This window comes from Metabacillus flavus (assembly GCF_018283675.1).
Classification (GTDB): domain Bacteria; phylum Bacillota; class Bacilli; order Bacillales; family Bacillaceae; genus Metabacillus_B; species Metabacillus_B flavus.
The window spans coordinates 618,297-642,394 of sequence record NZ_JAGVRK010000001.1 but is presented as its reverse complement, the minus strand read 5'-3'; the positions used below and the strand labels follow the sequence as shown (position 1 = coordinate 642,394).

The 24,098-nt window shown below is 41.8% G+C and carries 28 protein-coding genes and 2 pseudogenes; 11 read left to right on the top strand and 19 right to left on the bottom strand.

The annotated features are described in order from the left end of the window. Window positions 1-93 precede the first annotated feature (93 nt). The 4 genes from J9317_RS03435 to J9317_RS03420 form a co-directional block, all read right to left on the bottom strand. On the bottom strand, window positions 94-1,041 hold the full coding sequence (locus J9317_RS03435; protein ID WP_211556491.1) for a sensor domain-containing diguanylate cyclase: 948 nt from the start codon (window positions 1,039-1,041) through the stop codon (window positions 94-96). A gap of 115 nt (window positions 1,042-1,156) precedes the next feature. Beyond that, the gene (locus tag J9317_RS03430) at window positions 1,157-2,125 is read right to left on the bottom strand and encodes an NAD(P)-dependent alcohol dehydrogenase (protein WP_211556490.1); all 969 of its coding nucleotides are present in this window, start codon (window positions 2,123-2,125) and stop codon (window positions 1,157-1,159) included. A gap of 102 nt (window positions 2,126-2,227) precedes the next feature. Continuing rightward, a complete protein-coding gene (locus J9317_RS03425; RefSeq protein WP_211556489.1) occupies window positions 2,228-2,941 on the bottom strand; it encodes a VCBS repeat-containing protein in 714 nt (237 codons plus the stop codon). Window positions 2,942-3,036: 95 nt separating this feature from the next. Beyond that, the gene (locus J9317_RS03420) at window positions 3,037-3,603 is read right to left on the bottom strand and encodes a Uma2 family endonuclease (protein WP_211556488.1); all 567 of its coding nucleotides are present in this window, start codon (window positions 3,601-3,603) and stop codon (window positions 3,037-3,039) included. Between the two features lie 279 nt (window positions 3,604-3,882). On the opposite strand from J9317_RS03420, the pseudogene J9317_RS20980 reads away from it, so the two are divergent. Then, window positions 3,883-4,263: pseudogene (locus J9317_RS20980) on the top strand (GNAT family N-acetyltransferase); the annotation flags it as partial. Between the two features lie 126 nt (window positions 4,264-4,389). Here the strand turns inward: J9317_RS20980 and paiA are convergent. From paiA to J9317_RS03400, 3 genes are all read right to left on the bottom strand, one after another. Further along, window positions 4,390-4,908: a spermidine/spermine N(1)-acetyltransferase gene (gene paiA / locus J9317_RS03410; RefSeq protein WP_211556487.1), complete on the bottom strand. Its 519-nt coding sequence runs from the start codon at window positions 4,906-4,908 to the stop codon at window positions 4,390-4,392. A 98-nt stretch (window positions 4,909-5,006) separates the two neighbouring features. Continuing rightward, entirely contained in the window at window positions 5,007-5,363 is a 357-nt protein-coding gene (locus tag J9317_RS03405) for a hypothetical protein (RefSeq protein ID WP_211556486.1), read from the bottom strand. Window positions 5,364-5,487: 124 nt separating this feature from the next. Then, window positions 5,488-5,835: a DUF2834 domain-containing protein gene (locus tag J9317_RS03400; protein ID WP_211556485.1), complete on the bottom strand. Its 348-nt coding sequence runs from the start codon at window positions 5,833-5,835 to the stop codon at window positions 5,488-5,490. Between the two features lie 212 nt (window positions 5,836-6,047). Between J9317_RS03400 and J9317_RS03395 the strand changes: the two genes are divergently transcribed. From J9317_RS03395 to J9317_RS03380, 4 genes are all read left to right on the top strand, one after another. After that, window positions 6,048-6,590 carry a TetR/AcrR family transcriptional regulator gene (locus J9317_RS03395; RefSeq protein ID WP_211556484.1) on the top strand — a complete coding sequence of 181 codons (543 nt, stop codon included), beginning with the start codon at window positions 6,048-6,050 and terminating at the stop codon, window positions 6,588-6,590. Window positions 6,591-6,723: 133 nt separating this feature from the next. Further along, complete coding sequence (locus tag J9317_RS03390; protein WP_211556483.1) at window positions 6,724-7,284, top strand: GNAT family N-acetyltransferase; 561 nt, start codon at window positions 6,724-6,726, stop codon at window positions 7,282-7,284. Window positions 7,285-7,524: 240 nt separating this feature from the next. Continuing rightward, window positions 7,525-8,037 carry a histidine phosphatase family protein gene (locus J9317_RS03385; RefSeq protein WP_211556482.1) on the top strand — a complete coding sequence of 171 codons (513 nt, stop codon included), beginning with the start codon at window positions 7,525-7,527 and terminating at the stop codon, window positions 8,035-8,037. A gap of 80 nt (window positions 8,038-8,117) precedes the next feature. Next, a complete protein-coding gene (locus tag J9317_RS03380) occupies window positions 8,118-8,768 on the top strand; it encodes a DUF1801 domain-containing protein (protein ID WP_211556481.1) in 651 nt (216 codons plus the stop codon). A 267-nt stretch (window positions 8,769-9,035) separates the two neighbouring features. Here the strand turns inward: J9317_RS03380 and J9317_RS03375 are convergent, their stop codons facing one another. Next, window positions 9,036-9,512 (bottom strand): DinB family protein, encoded by a 477-nt coding sequence (locus J9317_RS03375; RefSeq protein WP_211556480.1) that lies wholly within the window; start codon window positions 9,510-9,512, stop codon window positions 9,036-9,038. 233 nt (window positions 9,513-9,745) lie between these two features. On the opposite strand from J9317_RS03375, the gene J9317_RS03370 reads away from it, so the two are divergent. The 3 genes from J9317_RS03370 to J9317_RS03360 all read left to right on the top strand — a co-directional run bounded on the left by J9317_RS03370 (window position 9,746) and on the right by J9317_RS03360 (window position 11,169). Beyond that, window positions 9,746-10,240: a hypothetical protein gene (locus J9317_RS03370; protein WP_211556479.1), complete on the top strand. Its 495-nt coding sequence runs from the start codon at window positions 9,746-9,748 to the stop codon at window positions 10,238-10,240. Window positions 10,241-10,413: 173 nt separating this feature from the next. Further along, window positions 10,414-10,782, top strand: a complete 369-nt coding sequence (locus J9317_RS03365) for a YciI family protein (protein ID WP_211556478.1) — start codon at window positions 10,414-10,416, stop codon at window positions 10,780-10,782. Window positions 10,783-10,797: 15 nt separating this feature from the next. Further along, the gene (locus tag J9317_RS03360; protein WP_211556477.1) at window positions 10,798-11,169 is read left to right on the top strand and encodes an iron chaperone; all 372 of its coding nucleotides are present in this window, start codon (window positions 10,798-10,800) and stop codon (window positions 11,167-11,169) included. A 75-nt stretch (window positions 11,170-11,244) separates the two neighbouring features. Here J9317_RS03360 and J9317_RS03355 read toward each other — a convergent pair whose 3' ends face one another. From J9317_RS03355 to J9317_RS03345, 3 genes are all read right to left on the bottom strand, one after another. Beyond that, complete coding sequence (locus tag J9317_RS03355; protein WP_211556476.1) at window positions 11,245-11,835, bottom strand: sugar O-acetyltransferase; 591 nt, start codon at window positions 11,833-11,835, stop codon at window positions 11,245-11,247. Between the two features lie 147 nt (window positions 11,836-11,982). Continuing rightward, entirely contained in the window at window positions 11,983-13,395 is a 1,413-nt protein-coding gene (locus J9317_RS03350) for a DUF4179 domain-containing protein (RefSeq protein ID WP_211556475.1), read from the bottom strand. Beyond that, window positions 13,388-13,951 (bottom strand): sigma-70 family RNA polymerase sigma factor, encoded by a 564-nt coding sequence (locus J9317_RS03345; RefSeq protein WP_211556474.1) that lies wholly within the window; start codon window positions 13,949-13,951, stop codon window positions 13,388-13,390. The genes J9317_RS03350 and J9317_RS03345 overlap by 8 nt, the downstream gene beginning before the upstream one ends. 364 nt (window positions 13,952-14,315) lie before the next feature. Between J9317_RS03345 and J9317_RS03340 the strand changes: the two genes are divergently transcribed. Together J9317_RS03340 and J9317_RS03335 are read left to right on the top strand one after the other, a co-directional pair. Further along, window positions 14,316-15,146, top strand: a complete 831-nt coding sequence (locus J9317_RS03340; protein ID WP_211556473.1) for an alpha/beta fold hydrolase — start codon at window positions 14,316-14,318, stop codon at window positions 15,144-15,146. Window positions 15,147-15,572: 426 nt separating this feature from the next. Then, window positions 15,573-16,118: a DUF5412 family protein gene (locus J9317_RS03335; protein WP_249291980.1), complete on the top strand. Its 546-nt coding sequence runs from the start codon at window positions 15,573-15,575 to the stop codon at window positions 16,116-16,118. A gap of 149 nt (window positions 16,119-16,267) precedes the next feature. Here the strand turns inward: J9317_RS03335 and J9317_RS03330 are convergent, their stop codons facing one another. The 4 genes from J9317_RS03330 to J9317_RS03315 are packed head-to-tail and all read right to left on the bottom strand — an operon-like array spanning window position 16,268 to window position 19,011. Continuing rightward, entirely contained in the window at window positions 16,268-17,026 is a 759-nt protein-coding gene (locus J9317_RS03330; protein WP_211556472.1) for an ABC transporter permease, read from the bottom strand. Beyond that, window positions 17,023-17,790, bottom strand: coding sequence for an ABC transporter ATP-binding protein (locus J9317_RS03325; RefSeq protein WP_211556471.1), 768 nt, complete (start codon window positions 17,788-17,790; stop codon window positions 17,023-17,025). Before J9317_RS03325 ends, J9317_RS03330 begins: the two co-directional genes overlap by 4 nt. 12 nt (window positions 17,791-17,802) lie before the next feature. Continuing rightward, window positions 17,803-18,666, bottom strand: a complete 864-nt coding sequence (locus J9317_RS03320; RefSeq protein ID WP_211556470.1) for a pentapeptide repeat-containing protein — start codon at window positions 18,664-18,666, stop codon at window positions 17,803-17,805. A gap of 15 nt (window positions 18,667-18,681) precedes the next feature. Beyond that, window positions 18,682-19,011, bottom strand: coding sequence for a PadR family transcriptional regulator (locus J9317_RS03315; RefSeq protein ID WP_123913849.1), 330 nt, complete (start codon window positions 19,009-19,011; stop codon window positions 18,682-18,684). A 658-nt stretch (window positions 19,012-19,669) separates the two neighbouring features. On the opposite strand from J9317_RS03315, the pseudogene J9317_RS03305 reads away from it, so the two are divergent. Continuing rightward, window positions 19,670-20,406: pseudogene (locus tag J9317_RS03305) on the top strand (Rpn family recombination-promoting nuclease/putative transposase). Window positions 20,407-20,415: 9 nt separating this feature from the next. On the opposite strand, the gene J9317_RS03300 reads toward J9317_RS03305, so the two are convergent. The 4 genes from J9317_RS03300 to J9317_RS03285 form a co-directional block, all read right to left on the bottom strand. Beyond that, on the bottom strand, window positions 20,416-21,375 hold the full coding sequence (locus J9317_RS03300; protein WP_211556467.1) for a tRNA dihydrouridine synthase: 960 nt from the start codon (window positions 21,373-21,375) through the stop codon (window positions 20,416-20,418). A 291-nt stretch (window positions 21,376-21,666) separates the two neighbouring features. Beyond that, window positions 21,667-22,407 carry a type I methionyl aminopeptidase gene (gene map, locus J9317_RS03295; protein WP_211556466.1) on the bottom strand — a complete coding sequence of 247 codons (741 nt, stop codon included), beginning with the start codon at window positions 22,405-22,407 and terminating at the stop codon, window positions 21,667-21,669. A 118-nt stretch (window positions 22,408-22,525) separates the two neighbouring features. After that, window positions 22,526-22,927 carry a hypothetical protein gene (locus J9317_RS03290; protein ID WP_211556465.1) on the bottom strand — a complete coding sequence of 134 codons (402 nt, stop codon included), beginning with the start codon at window positions 22,925-22,927 and terminating at the stop codon, window positions 22,526-22,528. A gap of 103 nt (window positions 22,928-23,030) precedes the next feature. After that, entirely contained in the window at window positions 23,031-23,678 is a 648-nt protein-coding gene (locus J9317_RS03285; protein ID WP_211556464.1) for a hypothetical protein, read from the bottom strand. Window positions 23,679-24,098: the final 420 nt, after the last annotated feature.

Here is a 24,098-nt window from a genome sequence, read left to right as displayed (position 1 = left end):
TTCCTCACTTACTCTATTTGAACATCATAATTTTACCATAATTGGATTTAGATAGAATTAAAAAAAGACAACCATGAGTTGCCTTCCGCATTCTTAATAAAACCGAAACGTGTTCTTTCCTTGTGTTTTAGCCCGGTATAATGCATGATCTGCATTTTTGAGAAGCATGTTTAAAGGTTTGCTGTCACCAGGCAGGTAGGACGCAATTCCAATACTGACAGACAAATGGAAATCAGCTAGCTGCGTATCCGAGGAGGATAGGTATGCAAGCAGGTTTTCGGCAAGCATGCGTAGATCCTCCATTTGGAAAAGACCGACGAAGTTGAGGATAAATTCATCTCCTCCCAAACGGGTCGCGAAACCGCTGTGCAGTTTCATGAACTCATCCAGTTTCAGCGCCGTTTCTTTTAGCACTTCATCCCCTTTATCATGCCCATACATATCATTCACTTTTTTAAAGCCATCCAGATCCAGAAAGAACAAAGCTCCCCCGCTGGCTGAATAATCATGAAAATGTTTCGATAAAAACTCCCGATTATACAAACCGGTTAAAGAATCTCTGTACGCTCTCCGCTCCAAATCCAAATAAAAAGAAAACATCTTTGCAATCCTTTGAAACATTTGAATGCTTTTTGTGCTGAATGCGGCGGCAGATGCTTCAACCGCGCACAGCGTCCCAAAGGCTTCTCCATTGTGAAGGATAATCGGAACGCCAATATATGAATTGATGTTGGCATCCAACAGTATTTTCTTCACCCCATTGAGATGGCTCTCTTTACGCACGTCTTCAAATATCAATGGCGCATTCCGGTCGAAATCAATCCGGTTGCAAGCGGTGTCAGGAAGGTCCATACGCATTCCTTCCCATACTGGAATGTTCGTGTTGTTATCACGTACTTTAAGGATAATTTGCTCAGAATCGGTCAGCGTGCTTAAAAAAATCAGCTTATCAGGCATAAACTCATTGGCCATTTCAAGAATATCAGATGCCATTTCTTCAAAATTTTTATACATATTCAATTCATTCAAAGGTATCTCCATCGTTCCACCCCCATTTTCCTCATCCGTTGTCATTATACGAAGAACTGATGAAAATTTAAAGGGGATAAACGACAGCATTTTGAAATAAAGCAGACTTTTTTACTTTTCATGGACTTCACACAGAAATGACCACTTTTCCCTGAGCGTGTCCTTCTTCAAAATACCTGAATGCTTCGGGAACTTCACATAGCTTAAAACCCCGGTCAATCACGGGTTTTACTTTGCCGGTTTCAATAAGTTCTTTCAAGAAAACCAAGTCCTTTTGGTTTGCCTTTTGGAGAACATTTCCCATTTTCCTTCTTCCGGACATCGACAGCAATGGGCCAAGAGCCATGGCTTGGAACATTTGAGCACCGGAGCCTCCAGCCATTACATAGGTTCCATTCGAAGTTAGTGCACGCCTGTAAACCGAAATTGGCTGGTACCCGTTAGCAGCCAAAATCAGGTCATATCGCTCCGTCTGCTTGCTAAAATCTTCCTTTCTATAGTCAATCACATAATCCGCACTTATTGATTGCGCAATGTTTACATTTCTCGTACTGCATAGAGCCGTTACCTCTGCTCCGAACGCTTTCGCAATCTGCACCGCAAACGTCCCTACACCACCAGATGCTCCATAAATTAAAACCCTTTGTCCTGACTGGATCTTCCCTTTATCACGGAGAGCCTGTAACGCCGTAACGCCAGCCATCGGGACAGCAGCTGCTTCCTCAAAGGAAAGGCTGGCTGGTTTACGAACGAGTGCACGCTCAGGAACCGATACATATTCAGCAAAACCGCCCCACCCGCTCAGGGATAGATCGCCGAACACCTCATCACCGGGCTGAAGCTGCTTAACATCTTTGCCGACAGCTTCAACCGTCCCTGATATGTCACCCCCAGGTATAGAGTATTTAGGTTTTAGCAGACCGAAGGCAAATCGGGCCAGAAACGGTTTTCCTCTAAGAAGAACCACGTTGCCATAATTCAGGGAGGCTGCATGCACCTTTACAAGTACTTGAGTGTCTTTAAAAATAGGTGTTGGGATTTCTTTTAATTGAAGAACATCAGGCGGACCATATTTATCAGAAACGATTGCTTTCATTCCTTTCCCTCCAATCTACTCGTATAAAGATATTCATACAAACTGATCTTCAAGCCGCGATACAAAAAAAAATCCCTCAGACCAATGTCCGAGGGGAAAAGTTTAAGCTCCAAATATAGCCACATACTGATTCTGCAGCACAAACCGGTCCGTTTTCCATGCCAGCGTGTTTTGGACATATCCTAAAGCATCCGCATTGTATCTTCCCGCGACCTTTTGATACGCCAGCAATTCATACACTCCATTCGAATCGAAATCCACAGGATACAAGCCGCTCAATGGATTCACGAATCCCTTTATAGGCGTTTTCAGCTTGCCGTTTCGATCATAGATTTCATTTAAGTACTCCGGGTCCCTTAAGGAAATATCAATTAAATAGGTCAGATTATTCGCCTTGCTGACCAATTTCACCCTATAGTAGTCCTGATACGTGACCTCATATTCATACTGCCCGTTATACTTCTCGGAATCGAAAAGCAGCCGGGGTTTATTTTGGAGAAATGAATAGAGGTAGTCATACGTAAAAGCCCCGCTTCCACCCGATTCAATTCTGATTAAAATATCGGCAATTCCATCACCAGTAAAGTCCTCCAAAAATAAAGTCGGACTATAGCCCGCATTTTCCCGCAGCTGAACTCTTGTAGCTGTGCCTGTTCTGCCGTCCTGCACAAGAAGCGTGATGTTTTTAATAAATGGACTGTCTGCCGTTTTAATCCCGGTTAAATACACATTGTCCGGGATCCGGTCTCCTGTGACATCTTTCCTCGCAAACGCGACAACCTGCGGCTGAATGGCTCTGGGATCATACGTGTACATAACTTCCCCCCATAATCGCTGATATGTATTCTATGGGCGGATGGGGGAAAGGGTGATTTTCCAATCCAACAAAAAAAAGCCCCAAAAAGGCATTTTTATTGCTTAAACAAGAATTTCGCATCTACATAAAACTCTTCAAACAAACTCGATTGAATAACCCCTATTTCTTTCACTACATCTTTTTGCACATATTGCTTATTATCAGAAAGGGTATACACGTGGATCGTATGAATGAGCGGATTAACAATCCAGTATTCCTGGACCCCGTACTGCATATACAGATTTAACTTCGTTACCAAGTCATGCGATTGGTTGGAGGGACTAATAATTTCTATAATTAAGGCAGGAACGCCCGTATATCTACTCTCACTTAACCCGGATTTGTCACAGATTACCGAAAGATCGGGAATAACCACTTTGTTTTCCGATATATCCTCTTTCGATAACTCAATATCAAATGGAGCATGAAAGGCTTCACACTCTTCTCCTTCTAAAAGCTGGTACAGCTGCACAAATAAGCGGCCTGAAATTCGCTGGTGGGCGGTTGAAGGAGAAGGAGTCATGTATACCACTCCATTTATATATTCCATCAGCGTATCACTTTGCTCACGTCTTTTATAATACTCTTGGATGGATACATGGTTTTCTTTAGGCATACTCACGCTAAAACCATCTCCCTTTTGATGAATTCTACTCCTACCTATTATATCAGGATTGTGGATCATTTATAAACTGAGCTCGGCAGTCCTTTTGTGCTGATTCTTAATAAGCTGTGGAAAAGTTCAAATGGAAAATCAATTGCGGAATAGAATGGACTTTAAAGTAGTCGGTGATGTACATAAGTTCATTTGTATTAACTATGTACCTTATAATAGTTTTCCTGCTAAGGATTAAAAGCAGAGGTTTTACAGGATGCTGATTTAGTTAAGGTTTTTGAATTAGACAAAAATGCTTTTGGTGATTTCCGCCGAAAACTCCTCATAAATAGAATTAAACAGTCACATCAATCTCTTGTTTTGAGAGATGAAATAGGAAGCGTGCTTGGTTTCGGTCTTTCTGTCTTAGGTCCATGCCATTTAATTTTAGGTCCGATTGTTGCCGTTAATGACAGAGCGGCTGCTTATCTGCTTAATCGATTGGCATTTAATCACAAAGGAAAGCTAAGGATTGATCTTCCACCCCGGGATGGAATGTTTATGAATCGTTTGAGAAATAGCGGTTTTGAAAAAGTCAGTCAACCTCCAATAATGATCATCAATTCTGATAGCATGCCTACCAGAAACAACCATTTATATGGGATTGCTGCACAGATTTTTGGATAAAAGATTATTTTATCCACAGTGTGGATAAATCGATTTCATTAAACCTTTTAAGGCGATATTACACTTCTTGTTATTAAACTGTGGAAAAGTGCTGCTCAGTAAAACTTTTCCACAGTCATCTGACATTCAGCCAAGTGACTTGACCAGAATATAATCGGTTTGTTTTTCATCGCCCATATAAAAAGAGTGGGCTCCCGTTTGAACAAATCCCATCTTTTTATAGAAAGCGATGGCGTTCTCGTTCTTTTCCCAAACTCCAAGCCAGATTTTCTTTTTATCCTGTTCTGCCGCTCGTTCGACCGCTTTGTTTAAAAGAACTTTTCCAAGCCCCTGCTTTTGAAATCTTGTTCGTACATAAATCCTTTCAATCTCAAGTGACTCGTCATCCATTTTTTCCGACTGGGCATCATTGATATTCACCTTTAAATATCCAGCGAGCTCTTCATTAAAATAAATGAAATAAAACTCGGAGAAGGGATTCGATAATTCTTTTTCTACCTGTTTTAATTCAAAGGCCCTTTCTAAATAGGCTTCCATGTTTTCAGCTGTATTCTGATCTTTAAATGTATCATTAAATGTCTCAATTCCTATTTCCTGCAGCAGCTGCAAATCTTCTGCACTGCACTTGCTCATATGTACGGTCATTTTTATCCCTCGCTTTTTTATATTTTGGCCATAAGCAAATTTAAAAAAGGAAAGCTATTTTAACACTTCCCTCATAAGCATATTAAATTGTATTCCTCTTACCCTGGAATAGGAGGAATCGGAATTCTTATATCGGGTTCATCATTGATAAACGTAATATTAATCGAACCCATTATCTCCTTTTCCTTATCAGCGTCAACCAGATTTTCTGGAAAATCTGCAATGATTTTGAGGCTGTCTTCAAATAAAGTCATGCCGTTACTGTTAATTAAATGGATTAGTTCCTTTACTCCCTTAACTTTCATCTCAAAATTAATCACAATGATTTTATTGGAATACATCGTATGATTTGTAACCCACCCTGAACAATTCGAAATACTTCCAGCTGAATAGTCGATCATTTCATGCCTGTTTTCTCTTGTGAAACCTTTTAATCTGATTGTGTCCGGCAGCATCTAATCACCTTATCTGCGTCTCTATTTAAAAATACGTTATAGAGTGATTATAGCTTTACCCATTCCCCATGTATTGGATGACTTCGTTAAAACCAACCCGATCATACAAGGACAATCGGCTTTGTTATTTAGCAGTTTTCGCTCGCCTATCTTTGCCGAATAATAAGTATAAAAGGGGACCGAATGATCCTGCTGCCAAAGTAAGCAATGCCCAAGGCCAAAAAGAGCGATTTGTTTTCTTGGCATCAAACCACATCCATATAAGGATTAAGAAACTGGCAATGAGCAAATCTACAAAGATTTGAATGGTGGCGTAATTTTGGAACGCCTTGGCGAATATCCCCAAAAACCCATTTTGAACAACAGCCATTGCGGTTAACGGAGTAAATAGCACAAGTACAGCGATGATAAGCTTTTTGGAAATTGGACTGTCATAAGAACTATTCTGCGGTTCGGTCTTATTCTGTAACATATTGATTCCCCCCCTTTTTAAAAGTGTAGCGTTCACTACATGTAATCAATGTAGCACCTGCTACACTATATATCAAGTACGAAAAAAGGGATAAACATGATAAAGTGAACTAAGACTCAGCCTTGAAATAGTTAATCGTAATCCTATGGTTCGTTTGCTGCACAAATAAGATGTAGCATATACTACACAAAAAGAGATGAAGGGTGTTCGTTGTGAAAAAAGGGGCAATAAGAAAACAAGAATTAATTGAAGAGATGTCTGCGTATATCCTTTCAAATGGAATCCAATCTGCCAGCCTGCGAAACCTTGCACAAGCAGCGGAAACAAGTGATAGAATGCTTCTTCACTATTTTAAAGATAAAGAAGAACTGCTCACTGTAGTCCTATCATCGATTTCAGCAAAGTTAATCCATATGTTAGACAACACAGAAATGGAGAAAAAATCATTCTCAAGCGTTGTAAAGTATCTTTATCAGATGATGAAAAATCCGGAAGTTAGCCCCTACATGAAGTTGTGGCTCGAATTAATTGCAATTGCCTCCAAAAAAGAAGATCCCTTCTATCCCATAGCAAGAGAGATTTGTGACAGTTTTTATGAGTTTTACAAAAAGGTCATAAAAGTCGGTGAAGGAGAAACGAATGAACAGGCGGCTGCCTTGGCCCTGGTAATAGTGGAAGGAATCGCTCTTCTTGAGTCACTGGACTTCGACCCCGTAATCTTGGAAGCAATTGAAGGGATTGAAAAAATCACATGATCCTATAATGCGGCAGGCAGCTAATTTTCAGTGTGCAGAATAGGACTCTACTCAAGTCCTTCTTTTAAAAAAGTACGCTAAGCTTGGGAATGTACCGCTTTGATAGATCAACATTTACAAATGGATGTTACTAATGAAGGAGCAGGCTAAGTTATTTCATTCACTGGACGGTGAAAAAATCTTCTTCAAACCACTCAGAATCGATGATGTTCAAGAGATGCATCTTTATGCGTCTGATCGAGACGTTTCGCGATTTATCGGCTGGAATTTGATGAATAGTTTGGAGGAAACTTCTGCGCACATCGAAACCATGTTAAGACGTGAATCGGAAGGTACCCATTTATATGCCTCCATTGCTGAAAAATCAACACAAAAAATGATAGGGACTGCCATGATTTTCAATTTTGACCGTGATGCAAACCATGCTGAAATTGGTTATGTATTGCATAAAAATCATTGGGGTAAAGGGTTTGGCACAGAAGCTGTTGCATTGATGAGTGATTTTGCATTCAAATCCCTTAATCTTCATAAACTCTATGCCAGAGTCGTGCATGCAAATGTTGGGTCTGGACGGATACTTGAAAAGAACCGGTATGCGTTAGAAGGCCGATTAAAAGACCACTATTTTATAGAGGGTATGTATTATGATGCATTGCTTTTCGGCAAGATTACTAATCTGGACACTTCGCTTTAAAATACTCAAATACAAAAAAGACCGTTTTCCTGCAACTGCTGTTACCCCCTTCTTTGCCAGATTGGTCCCGGAATATAGAAGGATGATTGACGGCTATTCTGCAGTGAATAGAGATTAATAGTAGTGCTTATCTAAAAAGGAAGGTCTGCATCCTGCAACAAGGAAGGATAATAGCAGGCTATCATCGAATTTTGTTAGTTATAATATGCAGAGGAAATTCGATTGAAGAGGATGGTCTGGATGCAGATTTTATTGATTCGTCACGGGGAATCAGAAGACGACTTTTTAGAGCAGAATTATAATGGTTCAACGGATCTGCCTTTAACCCCAAACGGGCTGCTGCAATCAGAGAAAATGGCGCAGCGGGTTTCTAAAGAATTCCCTCCCGATTTTGTTTGGAGCAGCACGTTAAAAAGAGCCAGCGGCACGGCAGACGTTTTATCAAAGACTATCGGCTGTCCGGTTCATTACATAGATCAATTAATCGAACAGCAGGATTCAGAGAGTAACCACGAATTTAGGATGCGGGGAGAATCCGTTCTTTCTTATATTAGAGAAAACAGTAAAGCATACTCTACCATTGCCGTCATCACCCACGGTGGAATGATAACGAAAATAATTGAAAGTTTTCTTCATTTACCGTTTGAAAACAACAATTGGTTTCATACGAACAACACAGGTATTCATTTCTTGGATTATTACAAAGGACGGCAAATTATAAAATTTGCTAATCGTACAAGTCACTTAGATTGACCAAATTGCACTGCAGCTAAAGGGCTGGAGATTTGAATAAGTTTATTCAGCAAAAATATTTTCAAATGAGGTGTTTTTTGATGACAACAAGCAAAACAAATCCTAAAGTTGATGAATTTCTAAGCGAAGCCAAAACCTGGCAGGAAGAATACGAGAAGCTAAGAAAAATCGTTCTTGATTGCGAGCTTACCGAAGAATTTAAATGGATGCATCCATGTTACACACTTGAGGGGAAAAACATCGTTTTAATGCACGGATTCAAAGAGTATTGTGCGCTTCTGTTCCACAAAGGTGCATTGCTGAAAGATGCTCACGGGATTCTAGTCCAGCAAACAGAAAATGTACAGGCGGCGCGCCAAATCCGGTTCACCAATGTTCAAGAAATAGCTGAAATGGAAGCGACTCTGAAAGCCTATATTTATGAAGCCATTGAAGTTGAAAAAACCGGTTTGGAAGTAAACCTTAAAAAGCATACAGAATTCGCCGTTCCTGAAGAATTTCAAAATAAATTAGATGAAATGCCTTCGTTGAAAACGGCTTTTGAAGCACTTACCCCAGGACGGCAAAGAGCCTATCTTCTTTACTTTGCTGCGCCTAAACAATCCAAAACCCGGGTAGCAAGAGTTGAAAAGTATTTGCCTCAAATCCTGGATGGGAAGGGATTAAAAGATTGCACGTGCGGACAATCTCAAAAAATGCCCTCCTGTGATGGATCACACAAGTCCATTTAATTGAAGCTTTCATTTCTTTATTCGAACTTTCCTGCATCTCTCCTAATTTTCCGGCCAAATAGCAGCCTGTCGAAAGAGGGAAACATGGAGGCAGAATCTTTAGCTGGTATCAGTTCTCCCTCCCAGTGCAGTCGAACTGAGGAGATACTGACACGGGTCGTAGTTGAACTACCAATAAGAACCCATTCAAAACCGCGATCTTCCCCCGCTTAGGGAGCTTGAAGAGGAGGTTGGCTCGCTTAATAAAGTCTTGTTTGAACTAAACTATTAATCCCAGACCTTTGGGCGGTCAATCTCCATTGTTCTCATATAGTCTAATAACTGCCCTGTGTGAACAGATTCGTGGTAAGCGATACGCAATAACATATCCCCAAGCGTCCTTACATAGCCTGCATCAGAACGGTCTATTTTGATAATTTCTAAATCAATTGCACGAAATGACTTAATATAATTTAAGAATTCTTCACGATAAGGATGGGCGAATGTAAGTTCAGCATCAACCGTTGTAAATTCTTTTGTATCATAGGGATTAATTAAATCAGATAAAGAATGACTTCCTCTCCTGATAAGAATTTGGTGATAAAAAAATTCACTTTCTACTAAGTGTCTAATCATTTCAGCACAAGTAAGAGCATTTTCATCAGGTTTCCAATTTAACATTTCTTCAGGTAAATATTTCCATACTTTTATACTCCTGCGTCTAACTTCTTCAAAATTTAAAACAATTAAATCAATTGCATTCATTGCAATATCCTCCCCAGTGTTTGTATTTACAGGTAGAGTATACCAATGTTTTTCCGATAGGCAAGATAAAATTCATCCCCATATCGGGTTCTTTATAGCTCTGTTGTTCTCTTATTCTGATGATTTAGTACTTCGTCAGTTTAAGTGCAAATATCTTTCACACCACCATCAAAAACCACTATATGTTAAAATCACATAGGGAAGGATTGTTAATTTTTAGGGGGTAGACTGATTTGAGATTTAAAATAGGAGTTATATTACTACTCGAAGCAAATTTAGCCGGCTGCAGCATGGTTCAAGCCGGGGATCAAGTAAAGGTAACCAATGAAATGGATGCAGCTGTTTCAGAAGGAATTTTAGAGATGACGAATACTTTTGTGGATACTGTATCAGCTAATGAATTTGAGGCGCACCTAATTTATGGAGCTACCGAAAAGAATGAGATCACTTCAGTTTATACCTATACCCGATATGAAGCTTTCAACAAAGGAGCACAAAATGGAGCACCAGGTTACTCTACACCTGTATTAATTAAGCTCAAAAAAGAAAATGGCAAGTTTCAAGCCATCGAATACAAACAGCCAAGGGATGGATCAGAATACCGATCTTCGATTGAAAAGATGTTTCCAAAGGAATATGCACAGCAAGCATTAAATGATACAGGCCATGTTTCTGAGTTAGGTGAAAAAATCAGGACAAATGCTAAAGAATGGTCCTCCGAAAAATAATCAAAGGAGAGACACATGGACGCTTTTTTAAAGTATTTATCAGGCATTGAAATACGGATGGAAATGGATTAATCCCATAAGCAAATGTCTTGGAATTGGGAATTGATAAGAAAAAACAACCTTGTAATGCAGGCTTTAAAATTTCCTCATAGGAATAGAATGGAGCGATTAATATGTTGTACCTATGCTTAGGTTACTTAAATTCAGCAAAAATGGATGCCCGGCCTAAAACAGAGATTGAGGCGGTTATGACTCAATGCCAGCCTCATCTTGATGAATTTCACAAAAGCGGCCAGGTTCGGCTCGATGCTGGTGTCGAGTCAGAAACAATCGGTTTGCGGCGGGAGAACGGGCAGATCGTGGTTACGGACGGTTCAAGTGCAAAAACAGAAGAATCGCTGGGAAGTGTATTCCTTCTTGAAGCACTGGACATAGATGATGCGATTCGGGTAGCCTCGTTGCATCCTTCCGTGCAAATCCCAGCCGGTGAACACTTTGACTGGCGTATTGAAATCCGGCCTGTCCACTATTTGAAGCAATAATTGGAGGAGATCGATATGAACGTTTTCACAGACTATTTAGCTGGCATTGAAAACCCCGCCCACCGCAGCCGAACAGAGGAAATCCTGACGTGGGTCGCAACTAAATTCCCAAAATTGGAGCCGCAGATCAAGTGGAATACCCCCATGTTTACGGATCACGGCACATTCATCCTCGGCATTTCCACAGCGAAGCATCATTTGAGCGTTTCACCTGAAGAAGCAGGCATTGCGCACTTTGCTGATGACATTGCAAAAGCCGGCTACAGCGCTACAAAAGGATTGTTTCGCATTCCTTGGAATGAGCCGGTAAATTACGAATTGCTTGAGAAAATGATTGAATTTAATATTGAGGATAAGGCGGACTATACGAATTTTTTCCGGAAATGAGCTCTCAAGGATATAGCGTTCTCTTCAGCATAGAGTGTTTTATCAACAAACTAAGGGTGGTGTCTGGCACCACCCTTATATTTCAAATCCAGTTCGATCGTTTTCTGTAATTTCCCGAATGACTTTACATGGAACACCAGCTGCTATGACATTTGCCGGAATACTTTTTGTAACCACACTGCCCGATCCAATGATTGTATTTTCTCCAATAGTTACACCCTGATTGATATGAACGCCTGCACCAATCCATACGTTATGTCCAATACGTACAGGCTTGGCATAACATCCTCCAGCTGCTCTTTCCTTTGGATCTATTGCATGATTAGAGGTATAGATTCCAACTCTAGGTCCAAACAAAACATGATTTCCTATATGTATCTCTGCCCCGTCCAGCATGACGCAATCGAAATTAGCATAAAAATGATCCCCTATCGTAATATTAAACCCAAATTCACATCTGAAATTCGGTTCTAAATGAACGCCTTTTCCCATGCTTTTCACAAGCTTTTTTAACAGTTCTTCTCTCTCATACTGGGGTTTGCTAAAGCTATTATTGTATTCATTTGTAAGGAAAACTGCATTTTCTCTTGCTTTAATTAGTTCCGGGGTTAAATCGTTGTACATTTGACCTGTTAAAATGAACTTTTTCTGTTCTTCCAAATTCATTGGAATTCCTCCAAACAAACGATTTTATTCTTCTCTTTCTAATACACATTATTACAAGATATCATACAAAAAACTACGACCTGTTTTTTCGAAGTCGATTGATCAAAGTATTTAAAAAACCCGGTGCTGCAATCACCGGGTTTTTGACTATTTTTTAATCAGGTCCTTTTTGTTAATCGGGATTTTCAATTCCATCTCTTTATAGAGGACCGGATTTACATTCGGGCTTGATAAGTACAAGTCGTTTCTAAGCCCAGTATTAAACTCTGCTACTTTGTCACTCTCATTGCTGTTGATGTTTTCGAATAAGTTTTGATCCATCAATAGATTTTTACCACCATTCGATTCCTTTCCTATGGTGAGATGAAGAAACCTAGACCTCAGCTCAGGAAGATCACCTTTTACTTTATAATAAATTTTCAACCTTTTCTTATCCTTAGATTCCTCAATTTTATTTACCACAATAGCCTTATTGTTCTGCGGGAAGGTCATTGGTAGCGGATCAGTAATCTTTTTTATCGTAATCTGTCCTTGATTGGGATTGTTTTCAGCATCATTATATGAGAAGGGCTGCACCAGGATATAAGATGGAATACCATCAGTGGGTGCATATTTTCCGGTGGCGCGAAGAATAAACTTTCCTTTTTTCTCTTCTCCTGAGTAATCACTATTACCGAAAACAGAAATCAGATTTTCTTTATCATCCAAGAGTCTATAATTAGCTCCTCCAAACGCACCTCTCCCTTTATCTTCCTTCAATACAGAAACTTCCGTTACGGAAGGCGCTAGAATGATTTGTTCCACACTAAGTTTGGTTGAATTTTTTGTAGTACTCACTTTTGGTTTAACGGTATAGACCTCTCCTTTTTGGTCTATTGGAATTGAAAATTCCCATTTCCCTTTTGTCCCTCTTGTCTTATCAGATGCGGCCGCTTTACGAGCTTCTAATAGGTTTTGATTCGAGAAAAATTGGAGCTTCACATCAAATTTTTCCGGCAGCTTCTCCTTTATAAAAAAGCTTGTCACGCCTTTAAAAGAGTGGGTTTCCTTTTGAAAGGCAGTGATCTGTGATTCTACTGAATCGGTTGAATCAGAAACACTGACACCCTTCCCCTCCACGGTAATCTTCGGATTGTGAACAGGACCGACGAATTTTGTTTTCGATTGAACTTCATAGCCGATGGCCATCCGGTATCCGTCGTACATGATTTCTTTAATGGTTACCTTGATGCCGCTGCTCTCTGATGTTTTGTTCACCTTCTGCGGATCATTTTTTTGGCTCCAGGCGACGAGCCCCGGATCATTGGACTGGCTTAACAAGGTGTCCGGCTTCGATTTTCCCGCTTCAATCTGATCTTTAATAGGCGATTGCATCAATAGAATAAACAGGATGGCGGCGGCTGCCATCGTGGTCAGAATAACAGATGGAAACTTCTTCTTGCGCTTTCGGCCGCGGTTTTGAGTTCCCCTTATTTCCTTCATCACCGCAAGCTGATCCACCTTATCGAACTTCATCGAACCGAATTCCGTTTGATCCATTTGTACTTTGAATTTATTCATTAAATAATTCCTCCTCTTTAATGAGGGGTGCGAGTTTTTTTCGGGCGCGGTCGAGCCGGGTTCTTACCGTGCTCTCAGGTACTTGGAGCACTTCAGCTATTTCTGCAGCACTCAGCTCCTGATAATAATAGAGCATAATGACTTCTCTGTATTTAACCGGGAGCTTGAAAATACAATCCTTCAGCCACTCTGAAAATTCCCCATCCATAAGAGCCTTTTCTGTCTGGTTCTCATTATGGCGGGCTTCCTTCATGTAATGGACAGGAAAAACCCTTCTCACATAAGCACTTCTTAAATGGTCTTTGCATTTATTCGCGGTGATCCGGTAAAGCCACGTTTTAATAGAGGAGTCCCCTTTAAAGGACGGGAGGTTCAGATAAAAAGAGACAAATGAGCTCTGGACCAGATCCTTGGCTGTCTCCTGGTTTTTCACGTAGGAATACGCCAACTTTAAAAGGTCGGTCCCGTACACCTCCATCACTTGTCTGAAATAGTCCTCACGCTCATCCGGATGATTAGCTTTTGTATCAATGGAAATTTTTTTGCCGGCATTCATTGGTTTCCCCCTTTCATTCATTAGACGGAGAGAAGCAGCGGGGTTTCTCATTTTTTGTAAACTTTTTGGCCTGCACAGCAAAATAAGCAGAGGGTTCTGCCTGCCTCTGCTTATTTTTAGCGCTCCAGCCCGTTTCTTCGATGAATAACGTAACAAGATCAGGACTTTCTGATTCCGATTCAACAGTGTTCCGGGGATGACTATATATTTTTCAGCTCTGCTTTCAAAAGAAAGGCCTTCCTTTTTACCTCTATATTCTCCATGTGGACTCCACCTATTTTTTCCAAGCCCTCTTCCCTTTCATATTTTACCAGATTATAATAGTTGATTATGATGTCATTCTGTTTATTTTGGAGGAGCCTATATGCCTAAAGTGGAAATGAATCACGTTCAGTTAAACTATGAAGTCCGCGGTGAGGGACCGCCTGTCGTATTCCTTCACGGACTGGGTGCCAGCTGGAGAATGTGGGAGCCGCAAATTGACGCCTTTTCCTCCAAGTATCAAATGATTATGCCTGATTTAAGGGGCCACGGGGAATCCACAAAGACGTTCCCTGACAATATGTTCTCTGCACGGGTGATGGCAGAGGATCTTAAAATGCTATTGGATGAACTGCATCTCCGGAAAATCCAATTGGTGGGGTTATCGTATGGTTCGGTCACAGCCCAGCTGTTTGCAGTGAACTATCCCCATTATGTAGATAAATTGGTCCTGTCGAACGGATATAGCGAAATTCCCACTAAGGTATCAGGCTGGGTGCTGAAGCTGTCGAACGCCATCTTTAAGAGGCTGTCCTATGAAACCATCATCAACCAGATGCTGAAGGTTTATGGAAAAGACGAATATACGAAAAACGTGCTGCGGAACTCGTTCACCTTTGACAAGGACATGTTTATCCTGGCGAAAAATTCAGAGTTCCCTTACCATACGGACCAGCTGCACCGCATCACCTCTCCAACTCTCGTGATGGGCGGTGAAAAGAAAGTGATGGGCGTAGATGAAAAGAAAGGCTCCGAAAACCTTTTCGCCCATATTCCGGATGCCGTGCTTGTGTTGTTTAAAGATGCGTTCGATCCGCTGAGCACGATGAGGAAGGATTTGTTTAATGAGATGGTGCTCGATTTCCTGGAGGGCAGAGATTTTAAGAGTCATGAGGGGGTGACGGTTTATCGGAAGGAACCGATGAAGATCTAGCACATTTAAAAAATGCTGCTGCGATTGTAAAAGGAAAAGCAGGAGATGACGGCGGCTCCTAGTTAAAGGCACGCCAGAAGACAGTCACGTTCAATCAAAACAAAGGGGAGTGAAAATCAATGTTTGATTTTCACTCCCCTTTTTAAACGTGTCAGGATAACTGTTATAGTCTCGGATCTACCGGGTCGGTTTCCATGGCAGGCTGAATGTGTTTCTCCATTGTTTTTCAAATAAAAAACTCGCTACTATATTAAGGATGCCTCACCGCGGAAGAGTTAATGACCATCCCTATCACCTGACTTTTGATTATCTATCAATTTTAATTTTTGGCAGTTAATTTCCATTACTTTCTGATAAACTAAACATAACACGATTTACCTATTCGTTGAACAGGAGGATACTGCTATTATCAATCTGATTGGATTTTTGCTGTTTTGCCTTCTATTTATTACTACTGTTCTATTAATCATTCTGTTTTTATTTAATCTCACTCTTTCCATCACCAAGAAGAAACCCTTCCCCCAAAAATGGCTTGGTGCCGCTTTGACAGGTGCCGTTTTAGTAGCCGGGGTCATTCTGTATCAGACATATTTCTTCACCTTTAATAAGATTGACCGGCAGGCTATGCAAAAAGGACCCGGACCTATATCTTCCCCTTCAGAGACATACACAGCGAATGCTTTTTATGAGCTCTATGGAGGTGCGGCCGGGGGAGTGAATGTGTGGGTTGAAATCACAGAGAATAATGAGGCAGGCAATATCAAAACCATTTACTATAGTGATGCAAAAGATGATTTTTCAATGAATTGGATTGATGAAGATACCCTCCATATTGTGAATAACAATCCAGAGTCTCCCGATTCGGACCGGAGTATCAAGTTAGATGTGAATAAAGAAATTTATGATGAAAACGGGCGGGCTTGTCATAGCCTGGTGATGAAGGATGAGTATGTGAAGTGTTATCAGGATTGATCCTTGAGGAATTGAGCGGACCGCGTTCATCCTTGATATGGACATGAAAGCGGTTTGCCGCTCTGGTGAAAATGTGAACATCGAAGTGCAGCTGCTCAATGAATGCAATATGGTTGAAGCGGTCGGCCCCCTTCAAATACGGCAGGCTTTTATAAGCGCTTCTTATACGCCTTCATGGCAAAGAAATACGCGATGACGGTGATTCCCGCACACCAGGCTAAGGCGGTCCATATTTCATTTCCTGCTGGCTGGGCGGATAATAGGGCACGGATGGATTCTACGATGGAGGTAACAGGCTGATGTTCCGCAAAGACGCGTACAGCCCATGGCATGGACTCGGTTGGTACAAACGCAGAGCTGATGAACGGCAGGAATATGAGCGGATAGGAGAAGGCGCTGACACCGTCCACCGATTTGGCGGAAAGTCCGGCAATGGCAGCGATCCAGGTCAAAGCGAGCGTAAACAGCATAAGAATACCGACTACAGCGAGCCATGACAGCACCCCTGCGGATGAGCGGAAGCCCATAAGAAGAGCAACCAGAATGATAACAGCGACAGATATGGCATTGGAAACGAGTGACGTGAGCACGTGTCCCCACAGCACGGTAGAACGAGCTATCGGCATCGTGTGGAAACGCTCAAAGATCCCCTTTGATTTATCCAAAAACAGGCGGTATGCGGTATAGGAGATTCCGCTTGCAATCGCAATCAGCAGGATGCCCGGAATCAAGTAATTCACATAATGATCGGTGCCGGTTTGGATGGCTCCGCCAAACACATAGACGAACAGCAGCAATAAGGCAATTGGCGTAATGGTAACGGTAATGATGGTGTCCATACTGCGGGAAATATGACGCATGGATCGGCCAAGCATGACCCCCATATCGCTGAAGAAATGTTTATTCATCCTATCTTCTCCTCCTTTTTACGAATGATGGTGAGGAAGATTTCCTCCAATGAAGGCTGTTTTTCCACATACTCGACCTTAGCCGGCGGAAATAGCTTTTTCAAATCCTCAAGCGTACCGCTCGCAATAATTCTGCCTTCATGCAAAATGGCAATCCGATCGGCAAGGTGCTCCGCTTCCTCTAAATACTGAGTCGTCAGGAAAACCGTTGTACCGCTCTCCGCAAGCTCTCTCACAATTTTCCAAAGCTCTATGCGCGCCTCAGGGTCAAGCCCGGTAGTCGGTTCGTCGAGGAAAATAGTCTGCGGGTTTCCAATCATGCTCATGGCAATATCCAGCCTGCGGCGCATCCCGCCTGAATAAGTGGAGGCTCTCCGGCTTGAAGCCTCTGTCAAACCGAACCGTTCCAGCATATCCTCCGCTGCCTCACGGGGATGATCCAAGTGACGAAGTTTGGCAATCATGATCAGATTCTCCCGTCCGGTCAGCACCTCATCCACTGCGGCGAATTGCCCTGTCACGCTAATCGATTTTTTTACCTTTTCAGGCTCAGACCCGACATCAAAACTGTTGATGACCGCCGTTCCGCTGTCTGATTTAAGCAGGGTCGACAGAATTCTGACAAGCGTTGTCTTACCCGCTCCATTGGAACCAAGCAAAGCGAAAATACTGCCCTTTTCAACCTCGAAATCCACACCCTTTAACACGTGAAGATCCTTATAGGATTTTTGAAGCCCTCTTACTTGAATGGCATTCTTCAGCATGTTTTTCCCTCCTTATATGATGGCCACATTCGTTAAGTCGGCTTCAATCCCTTTAAGCGCAGCGAAGGTCAGTTTATCCATCATGGCGCCGTCAAAATTGACGGTTTTTATGGCGCGGTAATATTTCTTAGAAAGGACACCGCCCTTAAAAGAGACATTCTTAAGAGTAGCCCCTTTGAACGAAACATTTTCGAGCCCTGCCTTGTCAAACTTGACGCCGATAAACGTCTGGCCGTCAAAACGCAGTCCTGTCAGGTCGGAGTAAGTAAAGTCCACACCATCAAAAACACAATTTTCAAACGTGGTTTTTTTGACGTCGCATGAAGTCAGCATAACATCTGTCAGCGTTGTATCTTTGAATGCTGCTCCGGCAAGCCCTGACTTACTGAAGTTCGTGCGGACCAGGATCGTTTTTTGGAAGGCTGCACTCGTCAAATCAAGAGTCGAAAAGTTGCAGTCTGTTAAATTGGCGCTGTTAAAATTAGCTTCGCGAACATCACTTGATTTAAATGTGCTGCCGGTCAAATCCGCTCCGGTAAAGTCAGACCCCCGCAGCGCAGTGGAGGTAAATTTCCCATTATGCGCGGTAACACCTGCAAAGTCACTGTTTGCCAGATTACTCGCACTCAGGTGTGTAATCACCTGACGCTCCAGTGAACGCGAGAGATTCGCGACCTCCAGTACCGTTTGTTCGATGTCGCCGATGCTGTCAATGGTTATTGCCAGGGCTGTTTCATCGTCCTTTCCTTCTTTCTTGAGTTCGCTAAAGCGCTCCTGAAGGTCAGACAGCAAATCCGCCTTCAGCTCATCCACACTCTTCACTCCATTGTATGGAGCGAAAACACCTTGCACATATTGGTTCAGTTTCTCATTCATACGGTCACTTCTCCCTTATAATAATTTTTCGAGAACCTTCTTGGCATACTCCCAATTGTCGATGTTGCTTGCGTAAGTTGACTTGCCCTTTTCGGTTATCCTGAAATATTTGCGCCGTCCGCCCTGTGATTCATCGCCCCAGTACCATTCGATGTCACCGTCTGCTTCAAGCCGCCGGACGCTTGAGTACATGGTCGCTTCCTTTAATTCATACTCCCCGCCAGAGCGTTCAGCAATCAGCTTTACGATCTCATACCCATAACGATCCGCTTCAGATAAGACCCGTAAAATCATCGTATCCGTATGGCCCCGCAGCAGGTCGGATGTGATTTTGCTCTTGCTCATCTCATCACCTCCTCCTTACCAGTATTATGCAATAAAGTACTATGAGTGTCAAGGTAATGTTTATATTATATTAATTTGATGGAAACACCTATTTTATACATTCTTTTTTTACATAAAAAAGCCCCAATCTGCCTCAGGCTGGGACTCACATCAGCTTGTGTTGTTTAAAGACACGATCGATCCGCTGAGCACGATGAGGAAGGATTTGTTTAATGAGATGGTGCTCGATTCCCTGGAAGGCAGAGATTTTAAGAGTCGTGATGGGGTGATGGTTTATCGAAAGGATCCTGGAAAGGGATAAATTTTTTGATTTCTATTTTGCTGCTGCTAATACTGTAACAAGAAAAGAAGGTGATTATCATGTTGGCATCTTCCATCAAATGCTTGTCATAGCTTGGTGATGAAGAATGAGTATGTGAAGTATTATCAGAATTGACGCTACGCACAAATTTTAATAACTTAGAGAAAAGACCGCATTCTGCTTTGATTGGACACAGTGGATCGTTATAAAGGAAAAACTCTGAACTCAGGCTTTGGAAAGACCAACTCCTTTAAACCTAACATTGTTTATACCGGGTTTTAAAGACCAATCCATTATCTGATTCCAAGCTTTGAAGCAATCATAAGCCGATGTATAATAGGAGAAAGGAGCTGTGTGATGAGACGATTAAAACCATTGAATGATTTTGTTTTTAAAAAACTGTTTGGAGAAAATAAAGACAAAGACATCTTGATTGGTTTTCTGAATGCCATTATACAAACAGATGTGGAAGACCTTTACATCGTAGAAGAAACTTTAGTAAAGACAAAATAGATGACAAACAAGGAATTTTGGACATTAAAGCGGTTTGCAGCTCTGGTGAAAAAATCGAAGTGCAGCTGCTCAATGAGTACAATATGGTTGAAAGAACTTTGTTCTACTGGTCTAAACTATATACAGAAGACCTTAAAGCGGGTGAAAACTATTCTGATCTCAACCGGACGATTGCGATCAACATCCTGGGATACAATTTATTTAAAGTACATCAAAATTTTCATTCCGTCTACAAAATTCAGAACATCCAAACCGGTGAACTCTTCACAAATTTGCTTGAGATACAGTGCATTGAATTGCCGAAGTTCAGTAAGACTAAACCCGATATGAATGATCCGTTGCATCGGTGGTTATTGTTTTTAACAGAAGACGAGGATCAGCAAAATCTAATGGAGGTGTTTAAGTTGGATCAATTGGTTTCAAAAGCTGATGAGAAACTGCGCCGTCTAAGTGCTGATGAGGAAGTCATCCGGACGTATCAGCTTAGGGAGAAATATTCGAATAGAAGCAGGAACCATGTAACGGTTTCCTGCTTCTTCTTTAGCATATATCCTCATGCAGTGGATATAATTCAATTTTAACTGTAGTGCCTATTCTTTACCAAAGTTATCAAGCAACGCCCGCACTTCATCCGTCGATTTTGTGTTCATCAGCTGGCTTCGCAATTCAGCCGCTCCAGGGAATCCCTTTACATAAATTTTGAAAAAGCGGTGAAGCCCTGTTACCGAGCGCGGCACGGTTTCTGCATATTGATCCTGCAGATCCAGCTGAAGCCTTAATAGATTAAGGTACTCATCACTGCTGTGCTCTTTCGGCTCTTTTTCAAAAGCAAACGGATTTTTGAAAATACCCCGCCCGATCATCACGCCATCGATTCCGTATTTTTCGGCAAGCTCTAATCCTTTTTGACGGTCAGGAATGTCACCATTGATGGTGAGCATCGTATCCGGCGCAATCTCGTCACGCAGTGCTTTGATTTCCGGAATCAGCTCCCAATGCGCATCCACCTGGCTCATTTCATCTCTTGTACGCAAATGAATGGAAAGGTTCGCAATATCCTGCTTCAAAATATGCGCGAGCCACTCCTTCCACTCATCAATCTCCTTAAAGCCAAGACGCGTTTTCACGCTGACAGGAAGACCGCCTGTTTTTGCTGCCTGGATCAGCTCTGCCGCAACATCCGGACGCAAAATCAGACCGCTGCCCTTTCCTCTTTGTGCCACATTCGGAACAGGACAGCCCATATTGATGTCGATCCCCTTAAACCCCATCTCCGCCATTCCAATACTCATCTGACGGAAATAATCGGGACGATCCCCCCAAATATGCGCCACCATCGGCTGCTCATCCTCCGTAAACGTCAAACGCCCGCGCACACTATTGATCCCCTCCGGATGACAATAGCTATCCGAATTCGTAAACTCCGTGAAAAACACATCCGGCCGCCCCGCCGCACTCACCACATGACGAAACACAACATCCGTCACATCCTCCATCGGTGCCAGCACAAAAAACGGACGTGGCAGATCACGCCAGAAATTATTACTCATTGTCGTTCCATTCCTCTCTATATGGGTACATCTTTAAAGTTTAGTTGTTAACAAACTATATTTTTTTGTTCCTTTACACTTATATCATGGTTGGGGGGTGGTTATCAATTGGGAATGAGTAAGGAGGACGTAATTGTAAACAAATGTTATGGTAAGCACGGGGACTCATGTAAATTAGCGATGATTGATTTTGGTAAGCACAGGGACGGCTCTCTTGCTTCTGAAGCAGCAGAACCGCCCCCGTGCTTTCTAACGCAAAATTTGTTTCGTTTTCAAGAGCTCCCTTTATCATTAAAGGGTTATAATAACCGGACCGTTTTTCGTCAGAATAATCGTATGTTCCAGTTGGGCGACATAACTCTTTTTAGTAGCAAAGGTCCAGTCATCTTCCATTTGGAACACTTCTTCTTCAGCGGTTGAGATAAATGGTTCGAAGGCAATGACCATCCCTTCCTTTAATATCTCATTATCCCACGGATCATTAAAATTCAAGATATGGTCAGGGGCTTCATGGATGGTGCGTCCAATCCCATGTCCTGTAAGGTTTTTGATAACGGTGAACCCGTGCTGTCTAGCTGTTTCGAATACGGCTTTTCCAATTCTGCTTTTTTTGGAACCAGGTTTTGCTTTCTCAAGGCCTGCATCAAATGCCTTTTTCGCTACGTCACATAATTTCGATAACACTTCTTCGCCTTTTCCCACTACAAATGAGATTCCTGTATCTGCAAAATAACCGTTCTTGGAAGCAGATACATCGATGTTGACGAGATCCCCTTCCTGGATCACCCGTTCACCCGGAATCCCATGTGCCACTTCTTCATTCACGCTAATGCACGTAAACCCGGGAAAATCATATTCGCCTTTTGGTGCTGAAACGGCCCCTGCTTTTTCAAAAAGCTCCCCGGCCAAATCATCCAGTTCCTTGGTCGTTATGCCGGGAACCGTTCGCTGCACCAATTCATCCCGAATGGACGCGACAATTTTTCCGATTTCCTTCAAACCGTTGAAATCTTCTTCTGTTTTCGCAATCATTTTTTGTACCTCGTTTTCTTTTTTTCTTCTATACAGTCATTATTCCTTTAATCCCTTTAAAATACCAAGCTTATGCTTCAGGATCATTCTGCCGGGCTTTCCTGGCAGTCGCAGGTGGTTATCTTTTTTCAATCGCCATACGCAAATTCGAAATCACTCCAAGAACCAAGATAAACGAACAAACCATTTTTTCAAAAGGTGTCCCTAACAACTGCAGGATCAATCCAACGGACCAAAGGACAACAAAAAACCAGCATATTCCGGTAATTCCTCTTTTGTATTGATTGAATCTCACCTCGCCAGCAAGCAGCGTAAAAACTCCTCCAAAAATACAAATCATGATGCTAAAAATAGATATTGGCAACTGAGCAGCAAAGGATTCAGACCGGCCGCCATTAACCCATGTGAAGGGAATAATGCCGGTTATAATTAGAACATGGATTAAGAGTGTTAAGGAGTAAAAAACTACGCCTAAAAACACTGCTGTTTTCAAATGCATTTTTCTAAGCAGTTGTAGCATATACACACTCCTTTTCTGCTTTGAAATGTACTGGTTTTTATTCCATTTTTAGAGAGTTTCCTTTATGTCAGATAGTAAAATCCATTGTACAGCACGCTAAAATTTATTCTTCCACATATGAAGCAATCAGTTCATCATTCAGTAGAATAAGGTATTTATCATAGTCTTCCAAATTTATTTCTAAGCCCACCATGTGATAGGTCTTGCCTTTTATTCGATAAGAATATGACCAGGCTTGCGCCTCCTTCAATTCATTTTTGGCAAAAGATTTCCTCACGTTATTTGTTACATCCCTCACGTCTTCCTTATAAGGAGCTCCAATCATCTTTTCTTCTATCCCAAGCTCCGAGGCCAGACTCTCTCTCACCAACGGCTCAACCCCGGAATTCACATAACGGTATCCAAAAAAACTTACGACAGCAGCTAAAACCAGGGCTATGCCTATTTGCAGTTTACGTTTCTTAAAGAACGGCCATTCCTTTTCTTTTTTTACCTCAACAAAAAGCGGCATTTCAGTGGAGAAACGATGAGTCGCTAACTCATATTCCTCATCCGTCATATGGAAACGGTGGGTTTGTACATACTGTTGATTTTCATCAAATTCATGTACACCTTTTATTTTGACATTCCCGTGCGTCTGATGGGACTGCTCCAAGGCATGATCTAATGTATCCGATGAATAGGAAGCCGATGCCGGTAAACCGTCTTCCGCTCCTATCCGGTAAACCATTTCAAATGTTTTATTTTTCATTTCTTATCCTCCCTGGCAGAACGGCGATAGTGGCTATTCTCGAATCTTTATTATCTCTTAACCTTTTATTCAACCGACAAAAATTTACATTAATAAAATCATACCATACTGGACACGGTCTGGAGGTGGTTATGGAGTATTCGTATATATTCTTTTCAGACAGTCTCTTTCAGTAGTACGGGGACGGTTCTCTTGGGGACGGGGGTCTGGAATGAACAAAAAAAAGCAGATGATATAGATTATCTATATCATCTGCTCTCTATTATAATAACTCTAGCCTCGTGGCTTCACCACAATTGGGAGTAGGTGAGGCGTATCATATATATGGATCTTTTAAAATAAGTGGCACAATGTCTTTCAAGCCGTCCGTTTCGGAAACATATTCACGATAATAATGTTAATAGATTCTGAGAAGTATCC